19 protein-coding genes are annotated in these 20,210 nt (G+C 38.3%); all 19 read left to right on the top strand.

From position 1 onward, the window contains the following. Positions 1-89 precede the first annotated feature (89 nt). Positions 90-1,703, top strand: a complete 1,614-nt coding sequence (locus tag G7Y65_RS01680) for a xylulokinase (protein ID WP_042492036.1) — start codon at positions 90-92, stop codon at positions 1,701-1,703. A gap of 6 nt (positions 1,704-1,709) precedes the next feature. Further along, positions 1,710-2,405: an L-ribulose-5-phosphate 4-epimerase gene (locus G7Y65_RS01675; protein WP_042492033.1), complete on the top strand. Its 696-nt coding sequence runs from the start codon at positions 1,710-1,712 to the stop codon at positions 2,403-2,405. A gap of 45 nt (positions 2,406-2,450) precedes the next feature. After that, the gene (gene araA, locus G7Y65_RS01670; RefSeq protein WP_042492031.1) at positions 2,451-3,875 is read left to right on the top strand and encodes an L-arabinose isomerase; all 1,425 of its coding nucleotides are present in this window, start codon (positions 2,451-2,453) and stop codon (positions 3,873-3,875) included. Positions 3,876-4,061: 186 nt separating this feature from the next. Then, a complete protein-coding gene (locus tag G7Y65_RS01665; protein WP_137600374.1) occupies positions 4,062-4,910 on the top strand; it encodes an aldo/keto reductase in 849 nt (282 codons plus the stop codon). 330 nt (positions 4,911-5,240) lie between these two features. After that, positions 5,241-5,477, top strand: a complete 237-nt coding sequence (locus G7Y65_RS01660) for a hypothetical protein (protein WP_137600375.1) — start codon at positions 5,241-5,243, stop codon at positions 5,475-5,477. Between the two features lie 13 nt (positions 5,478-5,490). Further along, positions 5,491-5,754 (top strand): DUF2922 family protein, encoded by a 264-nt coding sequence (locus tag G7Y65_RS01655; RefSeq protein ID WP_137600376.1) that lies wholly within the window; start codon positions 5,491-5,493, stop codon positions 5,752-5,754. 300 nt (positions 5,755-6,054) lie between these two features. Beyond that, positions 6,055-6,786, top strand: a complete 732-nt coding sequence (locus G7Y65_RS01650; RefSeq protein WP_042492026.1) for an amino acid ABC transporter ATP-binding protein — start codon at positions 6,055-6,057, stop codon at positions 6,784-6,786. 16 nt (positions 6,787-6,802) lie between these two features. Then, a complete protein-coding gene (locus G7Y65_RS01645) occupies positions 6,803-8,284 on the top strand; it encodes an ABC transporter substrate-binding protein/permease (protein WP_042492024.1) in 1,482 nt (493 codons plus the stop codon). 194 nt (positions 8,285-8,478) lie between these two features. Beyond that, the gene (locus G7Y65_RS01640) at positions 8,479-8,973 is read left to right on the top strand and encodes an aminoacyl-tRNA deacylase (protein WP_042492022.1); all 495 of its coding nucleotides are present in this window, start codon (positions 8,479-8,481) and stop codon (positions 8,971-8,973) included. A gap of 2 nt (positions 8,974-8,975) precedes the next feature. Beyond that, complete coding sequence (locus G7Y65_RS01635; RefSeq protein WP_042492021.1) at positions 8,976-9,689, top strand: hypothetical protein; 714 nt, start codon at positions 8,976-8,978, stop codon at positions 9,687-9,689. 20 nt (positions 9,690-9,709) lie between these two features. Next, the gene (locus G7Y65_RS01630; RefSeq protein WP_042492019.1) at positions 9,710-10,378 is read left to right on the top strand and encodes an HD domain-containing protein; all 669 of its coding nucleotides are present in this window, start codon (positions 9,710-9,712) and stop codon (positions 10,376-10,378) included. 88 nt (positions 10,379-10,466) lie between these two features. After that, a complete protein-coding gene (locus tag G7Y65_RS01625; protein WP_042492018.1) occupies positions 10,467-11,198 on the top strand; it encodes a GntR family transcriptional regulator in 732 nt (243 codons plus the stop codon). Between the two features lie 146 nt (positions 11,199-11,344). Next, positions 11,345-13,804, top strand: coding sequence for a phosphoketolase family protein (locus G7Y65_RS01620; RefSeq protein ID WP_042492015.1), 2,460 nt, complete (start codon positions 11,345-11,347; stop codon positions 13,802-13,804). Positions 13,805-13,926: 122 nt separating this feature from the next. Beyond that, positions 13,927-14,652: a DUF4811 domain-containing protein gene (locus tag G7Y65_RS01615; RefSeq protein ID WP_042492013.1), complete on the top strand. Its 726-nt coding sequence runs from the start codon at positions 13,927-13,929 to the stop codon at positions 14,650-14,652. Between the two features lie 148 nt (positions 14,653-14,800). Continuing rightward, complete coding sequence (locus tag G7Y65_RS01610) at positions 14,801-16,696, top strand: M13-type metalloendopeptidase (RefSeq protein WP_042492012.1); 1,896 nt, start codon at positions 14,801-14,803, stop codon at positions 16,694-16,696. 254 nt (positions 16,697-16,950) lie between these two features. Then, entirely contained in the window at positions 16,951-17,391 is a 441-nt protein-coding gene (locus G7Y65_RS01605) for a CopY/TcrY family copper transport repressor (RefSeq protein ID WP_042492010.1), read from the top strand. A gap of 12 nt (positions 17,392-17,403) precedes the next feature. After that, positions 17,404-17,775, top strand: coding sequence for a cupredoxin domain-containing protein (locus G7Y65_RS01600; RefSeq protein WP_042492009.1), 372 nt, complete (start codon positions 17,404-17,406; stop codon positions 17,773-17,775). A 28-nt stretch (positions 17,776-17,803) separates the two neighbouring features. Continuing rightward, positions 17,804-18,073 carry a cupredoxin domain-containing protein gene (locus tag G7Y65_RS01595; protein ID WP_042492007.1) on the top strand — a complete coding sequence of 90 codons (270 nt, stop codon included), beginning with the start codon at positions 17,804-17,806 and terminating at the stop codon, positions 18,071-18,073. Between the two features lie 8 nt (positions 18,074-18,081). After that, positions 18,082-20,001 carry a copper-translocating P-type ATPase gene (locus G7Y65_RS01590; protein WP_081839272.1) on the top strand — a complete coding sequence of 640 codons (1,920 nt, stop codon included), beginning with the start codon at positions 18,082-18,084 and terminating at the stop codon, positions 19,999-20,001. Positions 20,002-20,210: the final 209 nt, after the last annotated feature.

Raw genomic sequence — 20,210 nt, 5'->3', positions numbered from 1 at the left:
TGACTTGATTTGTACGTACAATTGTTTTATTATAATACTTGTAAACGGTTACAAATACGAAAAAGTTCTCATCTGAAGGGAATAAAGTAATGAATAAAGAACAAATTCAAGAACAAATTACAACAGGGAAAGCCGCTTTGGGGGTTGAGTTTGGTTCTACTCGTATTAAGGCAGTACTGGTTGCAACTGATTATTCAGTTATTGCAGTTGGTAGCCATAATTGGGAGAACAAACTTGAAGGTGGTGTTTGGACATATTCATTAGAAGATGTCTGGACAGGTTTACAAAGTGCTTATAAAAATTTAACAGAAGTTATTGATGATGAATATGGTGTGAAAGTTACACGTTTGGCATCGTTTGGTATTGCAGCGATGATGCACGGTTATTTAGCCTTTGATAAAGATGATCAATTGTTAGTGCCATTCCGGACTTGGCGTAATGCGATTACTGGCCAAGCAGCGGCGGAGTTAACAGAAATGTTTGACTTTAACATTCCACAACGTTGGAGTATCGCCCACTTATACCAAGCAATTTTAAATCAAGAAACTCATGTGAAAGAAATTAACTTCTTCACAACATTAGCTGGTTATGTTCATTGGCGGTTGACTGGTGAAAAGGTGATTGGTATTGGGGATGCATCAGGAATGTTCCCAATTGATTCAAACACAAATGACTATAATCAGGAAATGATTGATCAATTCAGCTCATTAAAGACAGTCCAACAATATTTGTGGGAACTACGTAAAATTTTGCCAACAATTAAATTAGCTGGTGAAGAAGCTGGTAAGCTGACTGCAGCTGGTGCAAAACTATTAGATCCATCTGGTACTTTGCAACCTGATGCGATTGCTGCTGCGCCTGAAGGAGATGCTGGAACTGGTATGGTGTCAACTAACTCAGTTAAGCAACGTACTGCTAATGTATCTGCTGGAACATCTGCCTTTGCAATGGTTGTTTTGGAAAAAGAATTGTCACAAGTCAATGAAAATATTGATATGGTGACAACGCCAGATGGGTCAGCCGTCGCTATGGTGCACATTAACAATAGTACGTCAGAGATTAATTCTTGGGCGCGTGTCTTTACAGAATTTGCTGCAGCCATTGGGGCAACGGTAACTGGTGGTGAAATCTTCAGTGCATTGTTTAACAGCGTATTAAAGGCTGATCCTGATGCTGGTGGGTTACTAAGCTATGGATATCATTCAGGCGAAAACATCACAGGAATGGCTGAAGGACGACCAATGTTTGTCCGGACACCAAATGCGAAGTTTACTTTGGCAAACTTGATGCGCATGCATATATATAGTGCCTTTGGTGCCATGAAGATTGGCTTGGATGTATTGGCTAAAGAACAAGTTGCCATGGATTCGGTCATTGCACAAGGTGGTATTTTTACAACACCAGTTGTTGCACAAAAGATGTTGGCAGGTGTGATGAACACCCCTGTTACATTGATGAAAAATGCAGGTGAGGGTGGCCCATGGGGAATGGCCGTCTTATCACAATTTGTTACCAATCATGCAGCTAATCAAACATTAGCTGATTATCTAGATAACGATGTCTTTAAATCTCAAGAAAGTACAACAATTGTACCCGATCCAGAAGATGTTGCTGGCTTTGCAAAGTTCATGGCACGTTACGAAGCCGGTTTGCCAGTTGAGCAGGCTGCGATTGATCAGATGCCAGTTGTTGAGGAGGATTAGTTAATAATGTTAGAAGATGTTAAGCAACGTGTTTATGATGCTAACATGGCTTTGCCCAAGCATGATTTAATTAAGTTTACTTGGGGAAATGTTTCAGAAATTGACCGTGAAAGTGGTTTGTTTGTCATTAAGCCTTCAGGGGTGCCATATGATGAATTAAAGCCTGAGGATATGGTAGTTGTTGATCTTGAGGGTAAGATTGTCGAAGGTGATCTTAATCCATCAAGTGATACGGAAACACATCGTGTCCTTTACAAGGCATTTCCAGAGGTTGGTGGGATTGTGCATACGCACTCACCATGGGCGGTGTCATTTGCTCAGGCTGGTATCGATTTGCCAGCTGCCGGTACGACACATGCGGATACATTCTATGGGGATGTACCGGTTGCTCGCCAGATGACTGATGAAGAAATCAAAGGTGAGTATGAGTTGGAAACAGGTAATGTGATTGTTGAAACATTTAACAAACGCGGGATTGATCCAATGGCTGTGCCAGCTGTTTTGGCACAAGATCATGGACCATTTACCTGGGGACCAACTGCCGATAAAGCTGTATATAATGCAGTGGTGTTGGAAGAGTCAGCTAAAATGGCTTACCATACATTGATGTTAAATCCGCATGGTATTCATGTTTCACAGGCACTATTAGATAAGCATTATTTGCGTAAGCATGGGGCTAATGCTTATTACGGTCAAAAGTAGACGTTTGGTTGTTGTTATTTAGATATTTCAGGGGGAAATGAAATAATGTTAAGCACAGAAAATTACAAGTTTTGGTTTATTACAGGGTCACAATTTTTGTACGGTCCAGAAGTATTAGATAAGGTAGAGGCAAATGCGAAGGATATCGTTGATAAGTTGAACGAATCAGGTAAGCTACCTTATCCAGTAGAATTTAAGTTAGTTGCAACGACTTCAGAAAATATTGCTGAAGCAATGAAGGAAGCTAACTACGATGATTCAGTTGCCGGTGTTATTACATGGATGCACACTTTCTCACCAGCCAAGAACTGGATTCGTGGAACGCAACTATTGCAAAAGCCTTTGCTACACTTTGCTACGCAATACTTAGAAGAATTGCCATATGATGACATTGACTTTGATTACATGAATACAAATCAATCAGCCCACGGTGATCGTGAGTATGCATTTATCAATGCACGCCTACGTTTGAACAATAAGATCGTTTATGGTCACTGGTCTGATGAAGAAGTGCAAGCACAAATTGGTAAGTGGATGGACGTTGCAGTTGCCTACAACGAATCATTCAAGATTAAAGTTGCTGCATTTGCTGATAAGATGCGTAATGTTGCGGTTACTGATGGTGACAAAATTGAAGCACAAATCAAGTTTGGTTGGCGTGTAGACTACTGGGCAATGGGTGACTTAGTTGCTGAAGTTGATGCAGTTAGTGATGAAGATATTGATGCTAAGTATGAAGAACTACAAGAAGTTTACGACTTTGTTGTCGGTGATAACACACCTGAAAAGTTTGAACACAGTGTTAAATATCAAATCCGTGAATACTTTGGTTTGAAGCGCTTTATGGATGCTCGTGGTTATACGGCATTTACCGATAATTTCGAAGATTTGTACGGTCTAGAACAATTACCAGGTTTGGCAACACAAATGTTGATGGCTGAAGGTTACGGATTTGCTGGTGAAGGTGACTGGAAGACTGCTGCATTAGCACGCTTGATGAAGGTTATGTCACACAACAAGCATACTGTCTTCATGGAAGATTACACACTTGATTTGCGTAAGGGTCACGAAGCTATCTTAGGATCACACATGTTAGAAGTTGATCCAACAATCGCTTCTGACAAGCCACGAGTTGAAGTTCATCCAATGGACATTGGTGGTAAGGCTGACCCAGCACGTTTGGTCTTCACTGGTATGGAAGGGGATGCTATCGACGCAACCCTTGCTGATTACGGTGACGAATTCAAGTTGATGTCATATGATGTAAGTGGTAACAAGCCTGAAGCAGAGATGCCATTGTTACCAGTGGCCAAGCAATTATGGACACCAAAGCAAGGTTTGCGTGATGGATCAGTTGGTTGGTTGACACTTGGTGGTGGTCACCACACAGTTCTATCATTTGATATTGATTCAGAACAATTATCAGATTTGTCAGCTTTGTTTGAATTAACATATGTTGATATCAAGTAACACGCACAAAAAAATCTAAAATCTCATTAAAAAAATCTAAAATCTCTCATATTTAAATTGTCGGTAATGGTGTGTCGTTAAAACATATTGTTACTGACTTTTTATGTTATCTGGTATGATATACCATTGAGATGTTAACATATGAATAAGACAAGTTTGCATTTAAAAAGGGGAACAAGAAACACAATGGATATAACGACGAAACTTCAATTAGCAGACGGTTATCAAATGCCACAACAAGGTCTAGGGTTATATAAAGTAACAGATCAAGAAAACTTAACGCAGGTGGTTAAAACAGCTTGGCAAACAGGATACCGTTTGTTTGATACGGCACAAATGTACCAAAATGAAGCTGAGGTTGGAAATGCTTTGCGGTCATTAGACGTTTCTCGAGAAGACTATTTTGTGACAACAAAAGTTGCTGAAAAGAACCAAGGTTACGATGCGACGCTCGCTTCAGTTGAACAATCATTAAAAGACTTGCAAATGGATTATGTGGACTTATTAATGGTTCATTGGCCATTGCATGAACAATTCTTTGATACTTGGCGTGCATTTGAACGATTGCAAGAGGAAGGCTTAGTGAAGTCTCTAGGAACCTCAAATTTTGGTATGATTCATTTGCAATATTTAGCGACACAAGCCAATGAAATGCCAGTAGTTAATCAAATTGAAAACCACCCTCATTTGGTACAACCTGAATTACGCAATTTTTTGCGAGAAAATGATATTGTGACGCAGGCTTGGGCACCGCTTGGGCGTGGTTCTGTTTTGGCTGAACCGGTCATTATTGAAATTGCTGAAAAATATCACAAATCACCAGCTCAGGTCGTTTTACGTTGGCATTTAGCGAATGGAACCAGTATCATTCCAAAATCGGTACATCCACAACGAGTAATCGAAAATGGGGACATCTATGACTTCTCACTAACAGTAGAAGAAATGATGACAATTGATAATTTGAATAATTTTACTCGGATTAGTCAAGAACCAGAACAAGTATATGAACGTGGTAGCCAATATCCTCACCATTAACAAATAAGACTAATTATAAGCGCGTGGGACGAAAGATGTTCTAAAGCCAGTTGTAACGTGACCAACTTAAATAGCGTTACAATAAGGTTTCAATCTGTCGAAGCACGTTTAAAGACGTTGGGACTAAAGAAGATGTTCCAACGTCTTTTTGTTAAAAATATTTCAACTATAAGTCTGCAAGCTTTTTACATATAAAATAATTTGTGTCCCAATCTTCTTATTTTTTAGCAATTAATGTGACATTTTAACGGATTCAAATCGTTAGTATAGATGTCAGCAAAATAGCTGATGTTTTGAATGGCCATTCGATAAAAAAACTAAGGAGATTTCATGATGGTAGAAAATAAGTCAAAGCAGACAGAGGCGATTAAGGTAAAGATTGTCGGTAAGGGACCCCATGATTTAGTCGTAAATCGGCAATTTTTTGTCAAAAAGGGCACGACAGTTATGGAGTTGTCAGAACTAGCACGGATTATCGAGTTACTTGGTGCTGAAGACACAATCGAGAAGATTATTACAGTGGATACGAAAGAACATGCATTGATAACCACAAAAGTTAGTCAATAAGGAGGAAGTTGTGATGGATCAAGTACTGGAATTATCATTTATGACTAAAGGTGATGGTAATGCGTCAACACCAAAAAAGGTAACGGTGATGAAGTTAAAAAATCCGGATGTCAACCTGACCCAGGAGGTTGTGTATCAAGCGATGTTAAAGTTAGCTGATTTATTATTCTTAGTAAACGCAAAAGGTGAGTCGATGACGCTAGGCACACCTTATATGGCACAATTGGCCACTACAAATAAAAAAACACTTTTTGAAATGACACCAAAACGCGTTTAATTAAAATGAAAACACTGGATATGACATTTTACAATGTATATATTCAGTGTTTTTTGTATAATTAAAACTAATTAAGGTGTTTTTTGAATTTTTATTGCATAAACTATCGTTAAGTGCTAATATTTATACATTGATAACGAATGGTAGTTGGGCAGTAGTCGTTGGGATAGATGAAAAAGATGATTATATTCTTTTTTATTGAATAAAAATGTGCTTGTAAGCAATTTTAATCCGGTTTATTGCATATAATTTCAGTTACTATTAGTGTTTTATGAATCAGCAATAGATGGGAGTCAAAATATGGCAATTTTAGAAATAAAAGATTTACATAAAGAGTACGGTGGTAATACAGTATTAAAGTCAATTAATGCTGGCGTTGAAGAGGGTGATGTTATTGCAATTTTAGGACCTTCAGGTACAGGGAAGTCAACGTTACTACGTGAGTTAAATATGTTAGAGCACCCAACATCAGGTGCTGTGATTTTTGACGGTCAAGATATTACACAAGCCAATGAAACACAACTCGATAAGATTCGACAGGATTTGGGAATGGTTTTTCAAAGTTTTAATCTCTTTCCTAATATGACTGTTTTAGATAATGTCAAAATTGCGTTGGTAAAGGTTAAGGGTGTTGCTGATAGTGAAGCAACTAAAACAGCTGAAAAATTCTTGGCAAAAGTAGGTGTAGCAGATAAAGCTGATGTTTATCCAGCATCATTATCAGGTGGACAACAGCAACGTGTGGCAATTGCCCGGGCACTGGCCATGAATCCTAAGATCATGTTGTTTGATGAACCAACATCAGCGTTAGATCCTGAAATGGTTGGAGAAGTCTTAAAAACAATGCGTGAATTAGCACAAGAAGGTATGACAATGTTGGTCGTAACGCACGAAATGGGCTTTGCTCGTGAAGTGGCTTCAAAAATTTGGTTTATGAGTGATGGTGAAATGACAGCTTACGATACGCCAAATAACTTTTTTGAAAATTCGGATTCAGAACGTGTACAAAGTTTTTTAGCGAAGATGTTGTAAGAAAGGCATTTTATTTATGAAAAAATGGGTAAAAAAATTAGTCATGTTAGCCATGACTGTTGGTTTAGTAATGAGTAGTGGGCTAGGTGTTGTAGGCATTTCATCTGTAAGTGCTGCGCAATCTGATCCAACGTTAGACCGGATTAAGAAGTCGGGCAAGTTAGTTGTTGGAACGTCAGCTGACTATGCGCCATATGAATTTCATACAACTGAAAATGGTAAAGATAAGATTGTTGGATTTGATATTGCTGCAGCGCGTGAGATAGGTAAGCAACTTGGTGTTAAAACTGAAATTCAAGAAATGAGTTTTGATGCTTTGCTTGGTGCAGTTAAAACAGGCAAAGTAGACGTGGTTGTTGCCGGTATGACCGAAACGCCAGAAAGAGCACAAGAAGTTAATTTCTCAAAACCGTATTTTGTTGATAAAAACGTTGTGTTAACTTTGAAAGAAAATAAAGATAAGTGGGCAACCTTAGATCAACTACGTTCAGCAAAGTTAGCTGCGCAAGTTTCTTCTAAGCAGGATGACTTAGCACATGAATTAACTGATAAAAAGGTTGTTTCATTGAAAAAGATTACGGATGAAGTGACCCAATTAACCCAAAAGAAAGTAGATGGGGTTGTTGTTGCAAGCACAACTGCTAAGAGCTATCTAGAACAAAGCAATCAATTCGTTGTGTCACCAGCCAAACTACCAGGGATTAGCAATGGTTCATCTGTTGTTATGAATAAGAATGCCACGGTCTTACAAGCAAAAGTTAATAAGATTTTGGATGATCATATTATTGGTGCACCCTTAAAGAAAATGCAAGATGATGCAATTAAGCAAATGAATAAAAAAGAGTCATTTTTCCACAAGTATGCACCTTACTTTATTAAAGGAACAGGTTATACAATTGGTTTAGCTGTTATTGGGGTGTTATTCGGTATTGTATTAGGTATTATTTTTGCTTTGATGAAGTTGTCATCTGTCAAAGTTTTAAGATGGCTAGCTGCTGCTTATATTGAAGCAGTTCGCGGTGTACCATTGTTGATTCAAGTCTTTATTGTTTATTTTGGAACGCAAGCAATTGGGCTGAACGTGTCAAGTTTCTTAGCTGGGGCAATTGCCATGTTCTTAAATTCAGGTGCTTATGTTGCCGAAATTATTCGTTCAGGAATTCAAGCAGTGCCTAATGGTCAAACTGAAGCAGCGCGTTCATTAGGATTTACCAAGGGACAAACGATGCGTTACATGGTGTTACCACAAGCCATTAAGAATATTTTGCCAGCTTTGGGTAATGAATTTGTTACAGTTATTAAAGAAGGTTCAGTTGTTTCCGTTATTGGGGTGGGTGAATTAACTTTCCAAACTTCAGTCGTACAAGGTGCCTCATTCAAGCCATTTATTCCACTGATGATTACAGCTGTTATTTACTTCGTTTTGACATTTGGTATTAGTCGTTTGTTGAATTTGTTTGAAAAGAAATTACGTAAGTCAGATAAGACTTTGGGCTAATCATGTAGATTAAAAAAATAAAATAATTATTTTAAAATAAGACATCAACCTACCGTTTATAAAATGTTAGATTGATGTCTTTTAAATATAATTTAAAAGCTGTAACTGTAACATCTTTTGTTATATTCTTATATATGTAAAAAATACAAATTGGACTAACATATTAAGATAGATAAATAGTGAGGAGCGGCATAATGGCCAAGAAAAGACGGATTAAAAAGATTTTAGTTGAACAAATTTTAGATAAAGCAGATATTCCCTATGAAACGATTGTGTTTTCTGGTGGTATGCAACGTAATCAAGCTGAATTAGATGCGTATGGACTAACTGATCACGATATTTATAAAACATTAGCTTTAGAAGGTAATGTTACTGGACCTGTGATTGGGATTGTACCAGTTGATGATCATCTGAATGAGAAAAAGTTAGCTGCTGTATCAGGTAATAAGCGTGTTGACATGATTCCAACAAAGGATTTACAAAAAACGACCGGGTATGTGCATGGTGCTAATAATCCAGTTGGCATTTGGCAAACGAAGAAGTTTCCAATTTATTTTGATGAAAGTGCCAAACAAGCAGGTATGATTACAATTTCAGCTGGTGAAATTGGTCGGTCAATTCGCATTGATGCAGTTACGTTAGCTGAATTTGTACATGGTCAATTTGCACCTATTCGTACGGACGAATAAGGATGATGGAAACAATGATTGGTCGTTCAATAATTTGGGTACTTTTGATTTTTTTAATAATGCCTTTAGTCGCAAGTTATTGTATTTCATGGTTAACGATGAAGTCGCAACAGCATTTAATGGTGCGCTTTGGTCCACGTGCACCTTTTATTTTTAGTTGGTTGGGAACAATCGTGCATGAATTAGCACATGCATCATTAGCGCTGTTATTTGGGCATCATCTTGATAAAATCGTGTTATTAACAAATCCATTTAAGCCAGACAAAGACAGACGATTAGGTTATGTAGATCATTCATGGCATTCACATAATCTTTATCAACGTCTAGGTAATTTTTTTATTGGTTTAGCACCAATGCTTGTAATTTCGTTGGTTACTGGGGTTATAACGCAAATTTTATGGCCTAACTTATTTGACATTCAAACATTGGGTTGGCATATTTTTGTAGGTGTACCTGGTTGGCAAATTGTGATTTGGATAGCTTTGATATTCAATCTAAATTTAGGCATGAATATTAGTCCAGCTGACTGGCATAATGTCTGGCAAGGCCTTACAGTATACATAATCGTTTTGTTAGTTGTGGGTTTAGTTATTGGATTGTTTATTTTAGATGATGCGTTGATTTGGGAAACAGTTGGCAGTTGGTTAGCCATGACGTGGTTGATTAATTTGGGTATTAGCTTAGTTATTATGAGTCTGACAAGTCTATTAGTATAGCGAAATGATGGGGGAATGCTATGGCATATGGTGAAACAGAAAAGTTAGCACGAATTAAAGAATTTACGGAAAAAGTTTTGCAAAGTGACAAGACAGGCCACGATATGACACATATTGAACGTGTATTGGCAATGACTCAGCACATATTGGCGACTGAGCCAACCGCAAATGCTTTTGTTGCACAAACAGCAGCCATTTTACATGATACTTATGATGACAAATTATTTGAGGATGTAGATTTAGCAAAAAGTCGTGTAATAAAGTTATTGACAGATATTGCAGTACCAGCTGAACAACAAGTTGAGATTTTTAATATCATTGACAATATGTCATGGAGTAAACAACGATTTGGGGAACCAGCAAAATTATCGTTGGCCGGTAAAATTGTACAAGATGCAGATCGCTTAGATGCAATTGGTGCGATTGCGATCGCTCGCGCCATCCAATTTGGTGCCATTAAAGGCGATGCTTTATATGATCCGACGATGCCACCACGTCATATCACAACGAAGGCGTCATATCGTAAAGGTGACGGGAATACCGTTATCAACCATTTCTATGAAAAATTATTTCTACTTAAGGATTATTTGAATACGCCTGAGGGACAACGAATTGGTATTGAGCGTGATCGTATTATGCATGATTTTGTGAATCAATTTGAAAAAGAATGGCAACAAAAAGATTATTAAAATAAGAAAACAAGGAAGTGGTCGATCAAGTTTTGGTTGGACCACTTTTATGTTATGATTATACCTTGTAACGAACAGGAGGTTAAAAATGGCCCAAGAAGTCCTATACATGAAGGTGCTTAATGATTTAAATAGGCGTATAAACGCCCAAGAGTTCCCCGATTTAAAACTGCCAGATGAACGGTCTTTAGCGACTTCATATGGTGTTTCACGTAGCTCAATTAAACGTGCTTTAAATGTGTTAGTGAGACAAGGTATTATTTTTAAAAAACGTGGGTCGGGCACGTTTGTTAATCCACTATATTTAAAGAATCAGGGGATGTTTCATGCAGTTGGTCATAACTTAGGTGTTTCTGATGCTTTTCGTTTCAATGGTGAGACGCCCGCAATTAAATTGTTAGTTTTCGAAAAGGATGCTGCCAATGAAGAAGATAAAGAAGCGCTGTTTTTAAATGCGTCAGATGAAGTTTATCGTATTAAACGGTTGCGTACTTTGCAAAATGAGGCTTTTATGATCGAAAATGCGGTTATTCCAGCTAAACTATTACCAGCATTAACAGCTGAAGATATGACGCATTCCATGTTTCAATATGCAGAGCAAACGACAAAGCGAGCTGTTACAAAATCATTTATGACGATCACGGCAGAGCCATCACAAGATGAAGATCAAAAGTATTTACAGTTAAATGCTAATGAGCCAGTGGGAATTATGTCTGGTGTGTTTTTCTTGGATGATGGGACCCCCTTTGAAGTCGGTCAAATGCGCGTTCATTACAAATATATGCGCTATAATAGCTTCGTTAGTTTGGATGGTGAATAGACTATTTTTTGTACCGTAATTGGAACGGTCCAATTGAGAGTTTTTTATTGTACCTAGGTTCAAAATCTGTTATTATAATACTTGTAATCCAGAAGATAACTTCTGCGATATAACCTTTCTCAAAAATAAAAGGAGATTTAATCAAAATGGCAGTAGATTTTGATTCAAAGGCATATCTAGAAAAGGTAGACGCTTGGTGGCGTGCTACCAACTACCTTTCAGCAGGTATGATCTTTTTGAAGAGCAACCCATTGTTTTCAGTAACTAACACACCAATCCAAGCGGATGATGTTAAAGTAAAGCCAATTGGTCACTGGGGAACTATCTCAGGACAAACTTTCTTGTATGCACACGCTAACCGTTTGATCAACAAGTTTGACTTGGACATGTTCTACATCGGTGGACCTGGTCACGGTGGTCAAGTTATGGTTACGAACTCATACTTGGACGGTACTTATACTGAAAGCTATCCTGAAATTACACAAGATGTTGATGGTATGGCACGTTTGTTCAAGCGTTTCTCATTCCCTGGTGGAATTGGATCACACATGACTGCACAAACGCCAGGTTCATTGCACGAAGGTGGTGAGTTAGGTTACTCACTATCTCACGCAACTGGTGCTATTTTGGATAATCCTAACCAAATTGCTTTCACTGTTATTGGTGATGGTGAAGTTGAGACTGGTCCTGCAATGACTGCATGGCACTCAATCAAGTTCATCAACCCTAAGAACGATGGTGCAGTATTGCCAATCTTGGACTTGAACGGATTTAAGATTTCAAATCCAACAATTTTCTCACGTATGAGTGATGAAGAGATTACAAAGTTCTTTGAAGGTTTGGGATACTCACCACGTTTCATCGAAAATGATGATATTCACGATTACATGGCATACCACGAATTGGCTGCTAAGGTATTCGATGATGCTATTTCAGACATCCAAGCTATTCAAAAGGCAGCCCGTGAAGACGGTCGCTATGCTGATGGTGAAATTGCTGCATGGCCTGTTATCATTGCTCGCTTGCCAAAGGGTTGGGGTGGACCTACTCACAACGCAGCTGGTGAACCAATTGAAGACTCATTCCGTGCTCACCAAGTCCCACTTCCTTTGGCACAAGGTAAGATGGAGACTTTGCCAGAATTCGAAGAGTGGTTGAACTCATACAAGCCAACAGAATTGTTTAACGCCGATGGTTCATTGAAGGAAGAAATTGCTGCAATGGCACCAAAGGGTGACAAGCGTATGGCAGCTAATTACGCAGCTAACGGTGGTCGTCGTCGTGGTGATGCACCTACTGATTTGACTTTGCCAAATTGGAAGGACTTTGCTAACGAGATTACTGCTGAAACTCGTGGAACTGAATTGGCAGATGGTAGCAAGAACATGGACATGAATGTCTTGTCAAACTACTTTGCTGAAGTTTCAAAGTTGAACCCAACTTCATTCCGTATCTTCGGACCTGACGAAACGATGTCAAATCGTTTGTGGGGTATGTTTGAAGTAACTAACCGTCAATGGATGGAACAAGTTAAGGAACCTAACGACCAACACCAAGCACCTGAAGGTCGTATCTTGGACTCACAATTGTCAGAGCACCAAGCTGAAGGTTGGTTAGAAGCTTACACATTGACTGGTCGTGTTGGTGTCTTTGCATCATACGAATCATTCTTACGTGTTGTGGACTCAATGATTACACAACACTTCAAGTGGTTGCGTCATGCTTCAGAACAACCATGGCGTAATGATTACCCATCATTGAACTTGATTTCAACTTCAACTGCTTTCCAACAAGATCACAACGGTTACACTCACCAAGATCCTGGAATGTTGACACACTTGGCTGAAAAGAAGGCTGACTTTATCCGTCAATACTTGCCAGCTGATGGTAACACATTGTTGGCTGTCTTTGGTCGTGCATTTACTGAACGTCACAAGGTTAACCACGTTGTTGCTTCAAAGCAACCACGTCAACAATGGTTCTCAGTTGATGAAGCTGAAGAATTGGCTACTGAAGGAATCAAGGCAATTGATTGGGCATCAACTGTTGCTGAAGGTGAAGATGCAGATATCGTCTTCGCATCAGCTGGTGTTGAGCCAACTATCGAAGCGCTTGCTGCATTGCACTTGATCAATGAAGCATTCCCAGCCGTTAAGTTGCGTTACGTAAACGTTGTTGAATTGCACCGTTTGCTAAACAAGAATGGTAAGATGAACCACGAACGTGCATTGTCTGATGAAAAGTTCAACGCATTGTTTGGTGAATCAGGAACACCTGTTATGTTCGCATTCCACGGCTTCGAAGATTTGATCGAATCAATCTTCTACGAGCGTCAACACTTAGGTGCTCACGTTCATGGTTACCGTGAAGATGGTGATATTACAACCACTTACGATATGCGTGTATATTCAGAATTGGATCGTTTCCACCAAGCTAAGGAAGCTGCACAAGTTTTGGCTGCCAAGGGTGTTATTGCTGCTGATGAAGCAGAAGCCTTTGATAACAAGATTGATGCTATCTTGGCAAAGCACTTCGAAGTTACTCGTAACGAGGGACATGATATCGAAGAGTTTACTGACTGGAAGTGGACTGCTTTAAACAAGTAATCTACTAAGTGGATTAGTTTAAATCAATAAAATAGAAAGCTCATAATTACTACTTTTGGTGATTATGAGCTTTTTTTGGTATAATTTAAAAAGGTGAATACGTTTTTTGAAGGAGAAAAATCATGATTGTCTTGTTGGTATTAGGGATTGTTTTGCTAGCTTATGCGGCAATCCAAGGAGTGGTGCATCATCAAGTAAGGTGGGTACCAATTGTTGTCGGTTTATTGTTGACTATTTCTATGGGCTTTGGCGTACGTCATGCGCAAGGACAACATTTTTTGATGTCAGAAGTTCCCTTGACAAAAACACAAAAGATTCAGCCTGCCGTTACAGTTAATGGATTTCATTTAATTACAACTGAGCAAGGAGCTGAAAATCGGTTACGTTATACATATAAGACGAATGACAAAACATACCAAACATTAACACAACAAGCTAAAGCGGAGGTTGTTGCTGGCAAAAAGGCATCGTTGAAGACCACAGTGATGACATACCAAGCTAATTCAACTTGGCGTCGTTTTTTGTTGTTAGGACAGGATACTTTAGAAAAGGGGACAACGACTTATAAGTTGACGTTACCTGAAGGGTGGTATGTTGTACCAGCTAATAAAGTTGATGACTTACAAAAGATGGTGCAAGACAACGAAAATCAATTAGCTAATCAAGTTCGTGATGAAATCAATAAAGAAGTGACAGCGAAAGTAAAAGCAGATAAGGATTTTATTGATGATAAAGCCGGGCAAGATAAATTGAAAAATAATGTCGTTAAAAAAGTAACGGCTGATTCAAATAAGCAATTGAAGGTTGATATGATTAATCAGATTGCACAATGGCAAAAGAATAATTAATTTAGATGACAGATAGAACACGCTAAGATTGATAATCTTGAACGTGTTCTTTTTTATAAATGAATTTAAATTTTAGTGAAATATGTTCGGAAATGATAAAGTGTGTTATCGTATTTTATAAGAAAAAATAGAAATTTGAGGTGAAACAATGGGGACTCGTCAACAAGATGATTTTTATGAAGCCGTCAATGAAGACTGGATTGCACAAGCAGTGATTCCAAATGATAAATCACGTACGGGGGGATTTATTGACTTAGCTGATGAAATTGAAGAATTAATGTTAGCTACAACTGATAAGTGGTTAGCAGGTGAAGATGTGCCTGATGATAAGGTGTTAAGTAATTTTATTAAATATCATCACTTAGCTTCTGATTGGGAAACACGTAACGAATTAGGAACGCAACCCGTAAAACCGTTGATTGCGCGCTATCAAAATTATGATTCATTTGCCGAATTTGCAAATGATATAACTTCTTTGGAAAAGGCTGGTTTACCTAATGCTTTGCCATTGGGTATTGCACCTGATTTTAAAGATGCGCAAACTTACGTTCTTTGGGCGGATGCAATGAGCACGATTTTACCTGATACAACATACTACGAGCCAGGTCACCCACAAGGTGCTGATTTATTGAAAACTTGGCGATCATCACAAGAGGCTTTGCTAGCAAAGTTTGATTTTAATACTGATGAAATTAAAGACTTATTGGATAAAGCAATTGCATTTGATGCACGCGTTGCCAAGGTTGTCTTGAGTCAGGAAGAATCAGCAGAATATGTAAAGCTGTACAAACCATACAAATGGGCTGATTTTACGGCTTTGGCTCCTGAACTACCATTAAATGAAGTTGTTACGGCTATGATTGGTGAAGAGCCGGATATGGTTGTGGTACCAGAAGAGCGCTTCTGGCATGCGGCTGATCAATTTTTCTCAGAAGAGGCATGGCCATTATTAAAAGCAACTTTGATCATTAGCATCGTTAACGCTTATACAGGATATTTATCTGATGATGTTCGTGTATTAGGTGGTGCATATGGTCGGGCTTTGTCAGGTACCCCAGAAGCTAAGAGTCAGAAAAAATCAGCTTACTACTTAGCAGAGGGGCCTTTTAATCAAGCGCTAGGTTTGTGGTATGCACATAAAATGTTTTCATCAGAAGCAAAAGCAGATGTGGAAGACAAAGTGACAAAGATGATTAATGTGTATAAAGAGCGTTTGCAAAATACAACTTGGTTGCAACCAGCTACGCGTGACCAAGCTGTTGTGAAATTAAACGCCATTAAACCACATATTGGTTATCCAGAAAAGTTACCAGATTATTATGAAGATAAAATTGTTGATGAGGGAGCTAGCTTGTTAGAAGCAGCGCAAAAGTTTGGTCGCCAAGGCGTTGCACGTGAATGGGCTAAATGGCATCAAACAGTTGATCGTGATGAGTGGCATATGCCAGCACACATGGTCAATGCTTACTATGATCCACAACAAAATCAAATTGTCTTCCCAGCAGCTATTTTGCAAGCGCCATTTTATAGTCTTGACCAATCGGATTCAGCTAATTATGGTGGTATTGGGGCAGTTATAGCGCATGAAATTTCACATGCCTTTGATACCAATGGTGCTTCGTTTGACGAACATGGTAGTTTGAATAATTGGTGGACGGATGAAGACTATGCTGCCTTTAAAGAACGGACTCAAAAAGTTATTGAACAATTTGATGGTTTAGATTCATATGGGGCAAAGGTGAATGGTAAATTAACCGTTTCTGAAAATGTTGCTGATTTAGGTGGTTTAGCAGCTGCTTTAGCGGCTGCGCAACGCGAAGAATCATTTTCTGCTAAGGAATTCTTTAAAAATTGGGCAACAATTTGGCGAATGAAAGCACGTCCAGAATTGATGAAGTTCTTTGCTGCAGTTGATGTGCATGCACCAAATAAAGCACGTACGAATGTGATTGTGTCGAATTTTTCTGAATTCTATGAGACTTTTGATGTACAACCTGGTGATAACATGTATCGTGAACCAGCAGATCGTACGATGATCTGGTAAAAATACTAATTAAGATAATGCAACAAAAGATGCAGGGTATCTAGCTGTGAAACGTTGTATCTTGATGGTTTGCTAAATGCATGACATTAAGGGCCAAATCTTTTGTAATACGTTTAAAGGACATTAATCGATTAGATTAATGTCCTTTTTGTCTTTAAAACGCTATAGTTGTTAGTACTTTTTAGTTGACGTTTGTAAACCTTAGACGTTATACTTATTACAGTTACAAATGTAAACGAAGGAGATGATGGATAATGCAAGCAAGCGATATGTCGAATGCCGAATGGCAGTTAATGCGTGTGATTTGGACAGTAAAAGAAGCAACTAGTAGTGAAATTATTACAGCAATCAGACAAAAGAAAGATTGGTCGGAATCAACAATTAAGACATTACTGCGTCGTTTGGTTCAAAAAGAAATGTTAACGACAAAGAAAGCTGGTCGACGCTTCATTTATCGTCCGTTAATTGCTGAAGATGCAGCGATGATTCAAATGACATCTGAAGTTTTTGAACGTTTATGTAGTATGAAAAAAGGACATACTTTAGCTGAATTACTAACAGATATGACCTTGAGTAAGTCAGATATTATGCTCTTACAAAAAGTATTAGAACAAAAAATTGAAACGGCCCCTGCATCAGTTGCCTGTGACTGCTTGGGACCAAATTCATGCGAACAGTGTACTGAAACAGTATAAGGAGGGGTGAAGATGATTAGAATCATTGTATTAATTATTGGTTTGATATTAATTGGCTTTATTGTTTGGTGGTTCTTTGGCAAACATGAAACCCAAACAGAATCAGCTGCTATTACTAATGATCAACAAGATATTAATGTTTTGGTAAAAGGTGGTTATTCGCCAGAGCAAGTGGTATTAAAGCAAGGCGTACCGGCACAACTTCACTTCAAAAGAACAGATCCATCAAGTTGTTTGGATCATGTGGTTTTTCCGGATTTTGGCATTAATCAAGCATTACCGGAAAATGAGACACAAACCATTCAAATTGATACCAGTGAAGCTGGTGAATATGAGTGGGCATGTGGTATGAATATGTTTCACGGTAAGGTTATTATTAAATAATTTATTAGCTAAAGAGGAGATTACTAAGATGAGTGATGTACAAAATATTAATGTAACTGTTGCAGGTGGTTATGAGCCAAGCGTTATTAATTTAAAGCAAGGTGTGCCAGCGCAAATTACTTTTACGCGAACGAGTACACAAGGTTGTTTGGATGTTGTTCACTCTAATGCGTTGAATTTTGAAACAGCATTACCAATTGATGAACCTAAAACAGTCATGATTCCAACAAAACAAGCAGGTGAATTTAACTTTAGCTGTGGCATGGACATGTTCCATGGCACCATTCATATAAAGTAGGTGATATTATGAATATAACGACACGGTTTTGGGTTTCGTTAATCTTGTCATTACCAATGTTGCTTGAGATGATCCTAATGCCATTTACACACTGGATGTTACCAGGTGGACAAATGACAATGCTAATCTTAACGACGATTGTTATGTTGATATCGGCACGACCATTTTTATCTAGTGCATGGGCATCATTTCAAAAACACCATTCAAATATGGACACCTTAATTGCTGTTGGAACTGGTACGGCATACCTGTATAGTATTTATGCTATGTTTACAGGCAGAGCGGTTTTCTTTGAAAGTGCTGCTTTTGTCATTACGTTCGTGTTACTTGGTCAAGTCTTTGAAGAAAAAATGCGTCATAATGCTTCGTCGGCTATTGAAAAATTGATGGATTTACAAGCCAAAGATGCACTAGTAAAACGAAATGGTGAATTTGTCAGATTACCATTGGCAGAAATTGTCACAGGTGATTTAATCAGTGTTAAGCCTGGTCAAAAAATTGCGGTTGATGGTGAAATCGTGGCGGGTTCATCAACAATTGATGAAGCTATGGTTACTGGTGAAAGTATGCCAGTAAGTAAGCGCGTTGGTGATGATGTTATTGGTTCAACGATGAATATGTCGGGAAACTTTGTGTTTAAGGCTAAAAAAGTTGGTAATGACACCATGTTAGCGCAAATTGTTACGCTGGTTAAAAAAGCCCAATCAAGTCAAGCGCCAATTCAACAATTAACTGATCGTGTATCGGATGTTTTTGTTCCAATTGTGTTAGTGGTTGCAGTGTTAACCTTTTTAATTTGGTATGTTTTCATCGGTCATGATGTTGCTAATTCATTGATTTTTGCAGTGTCTGTTGTTGTAATCGCTTGCCCGTGTGCGCTTGGTTTGGCGACACCAACAGCGTTAATGGTGGGTACTGGACGCGGCGCTAAAATGGGCATTTTAATTAAAGATGGTGAAGTTCTAGAGCGGGCAAATGATATTGATACCGTTGTATTTGATAAGACGGGGACAATTACAGTTGGTCAGCCTAAAGTAACTGATATTATTGGGGAAAATCAGCAAGTATTAATGGTAGCTGCTCGTTTAGAAGCAGGCTCAGAGCACCCGTTAGCATTGGCAATTTTAGATGAAGCAGAGCGGCAAAATTTTGCAGTAACTAGTGTTGAAAATTTTGAGGCCTTATCTGGTAAAGGCGTACAGGCCTTGGTTGATGGTCAGCGAGCTTTTGTTGGTAATGAACGCTTGTTAACTGATTTTGAAGTAACCGATGATTTGAAGCGTAAAATGGCACAATTACAAGATGAAGCAAAAACAGTCGTATTAGTTGGCTTGCAACAAAAAATCATTGGGTTGATTGCTATTCAAGATACACCTAAAGAAACTTCTGAAACAGCGATGTCCTTATTAAAAGATCGCGGGTTACGCACAGTGATGTTAACTGGTGATAATGAACATGTTGCGCGAGCCATCGCAAATGAGGTTGGTATCGACGAAGTTATCGCAAATGTTCTCCCTGCTGAAAAAGCTGATCAAATTAAGGCTTTGCAGGTAGATCATACAGTTGCTTTTGTTGGTGATGGGATCAATGATGCGCCAGCATTAACGACGGCTGATGTAGGAATTGCCATGGGTGCTGGTACGGATATTGCGATTGATGCAGGGGGGATTGTCTTAGTCAAAAATGATTTACGAGACGTAAACACAGCATTGGCATTGAGCGAAAAGACGTTTAATCGGATTAAGTTAAATTTGTTTTGGGCCTTCGTCTACAATGTCTTGGGTATTCCAGTAGCAGCTGGTGTATTTTATAGTTTTGGGTTTATATTAAGTCCAGAAATTGCTGGTGTTGCCATGGCATTGAGTTCATTGTCAGTTGTGATTAGTTCAGTATTGCTGGGTAAAACAAAAATAGTAAACAATTATTAATACAAAACACTAAGTTTTCAAAAAATGGAAATTTAGTGTTTTTTTGTATATTCACAAGCTTAATGATTGGGAAATTATGTAAGCGTTTTTATTGTTAATTAATTCACAATAAACCGAATTTAGCCATTTTATGAAAGTTTGTGAACTAAAACAAAATCAAGCTTAAACGCCTAATTAATAACGTTTTATAGTTGACGTTTAGTTTATAT

Origin of the sequence: Weissella sagaensis (assembly GCF_010306265.1) — a bacterium.
GTDB lineage: Bacteria > Bacillota > Bacilli > Lactobacillales > Lactobacillaceae > Weissella > Weissella sagaensis.
The sequence above is the reverse complement of the archived record's forward strand: the minus strand, read 5'-3'. Positions and strand labels throughout refer to the sequence as shown.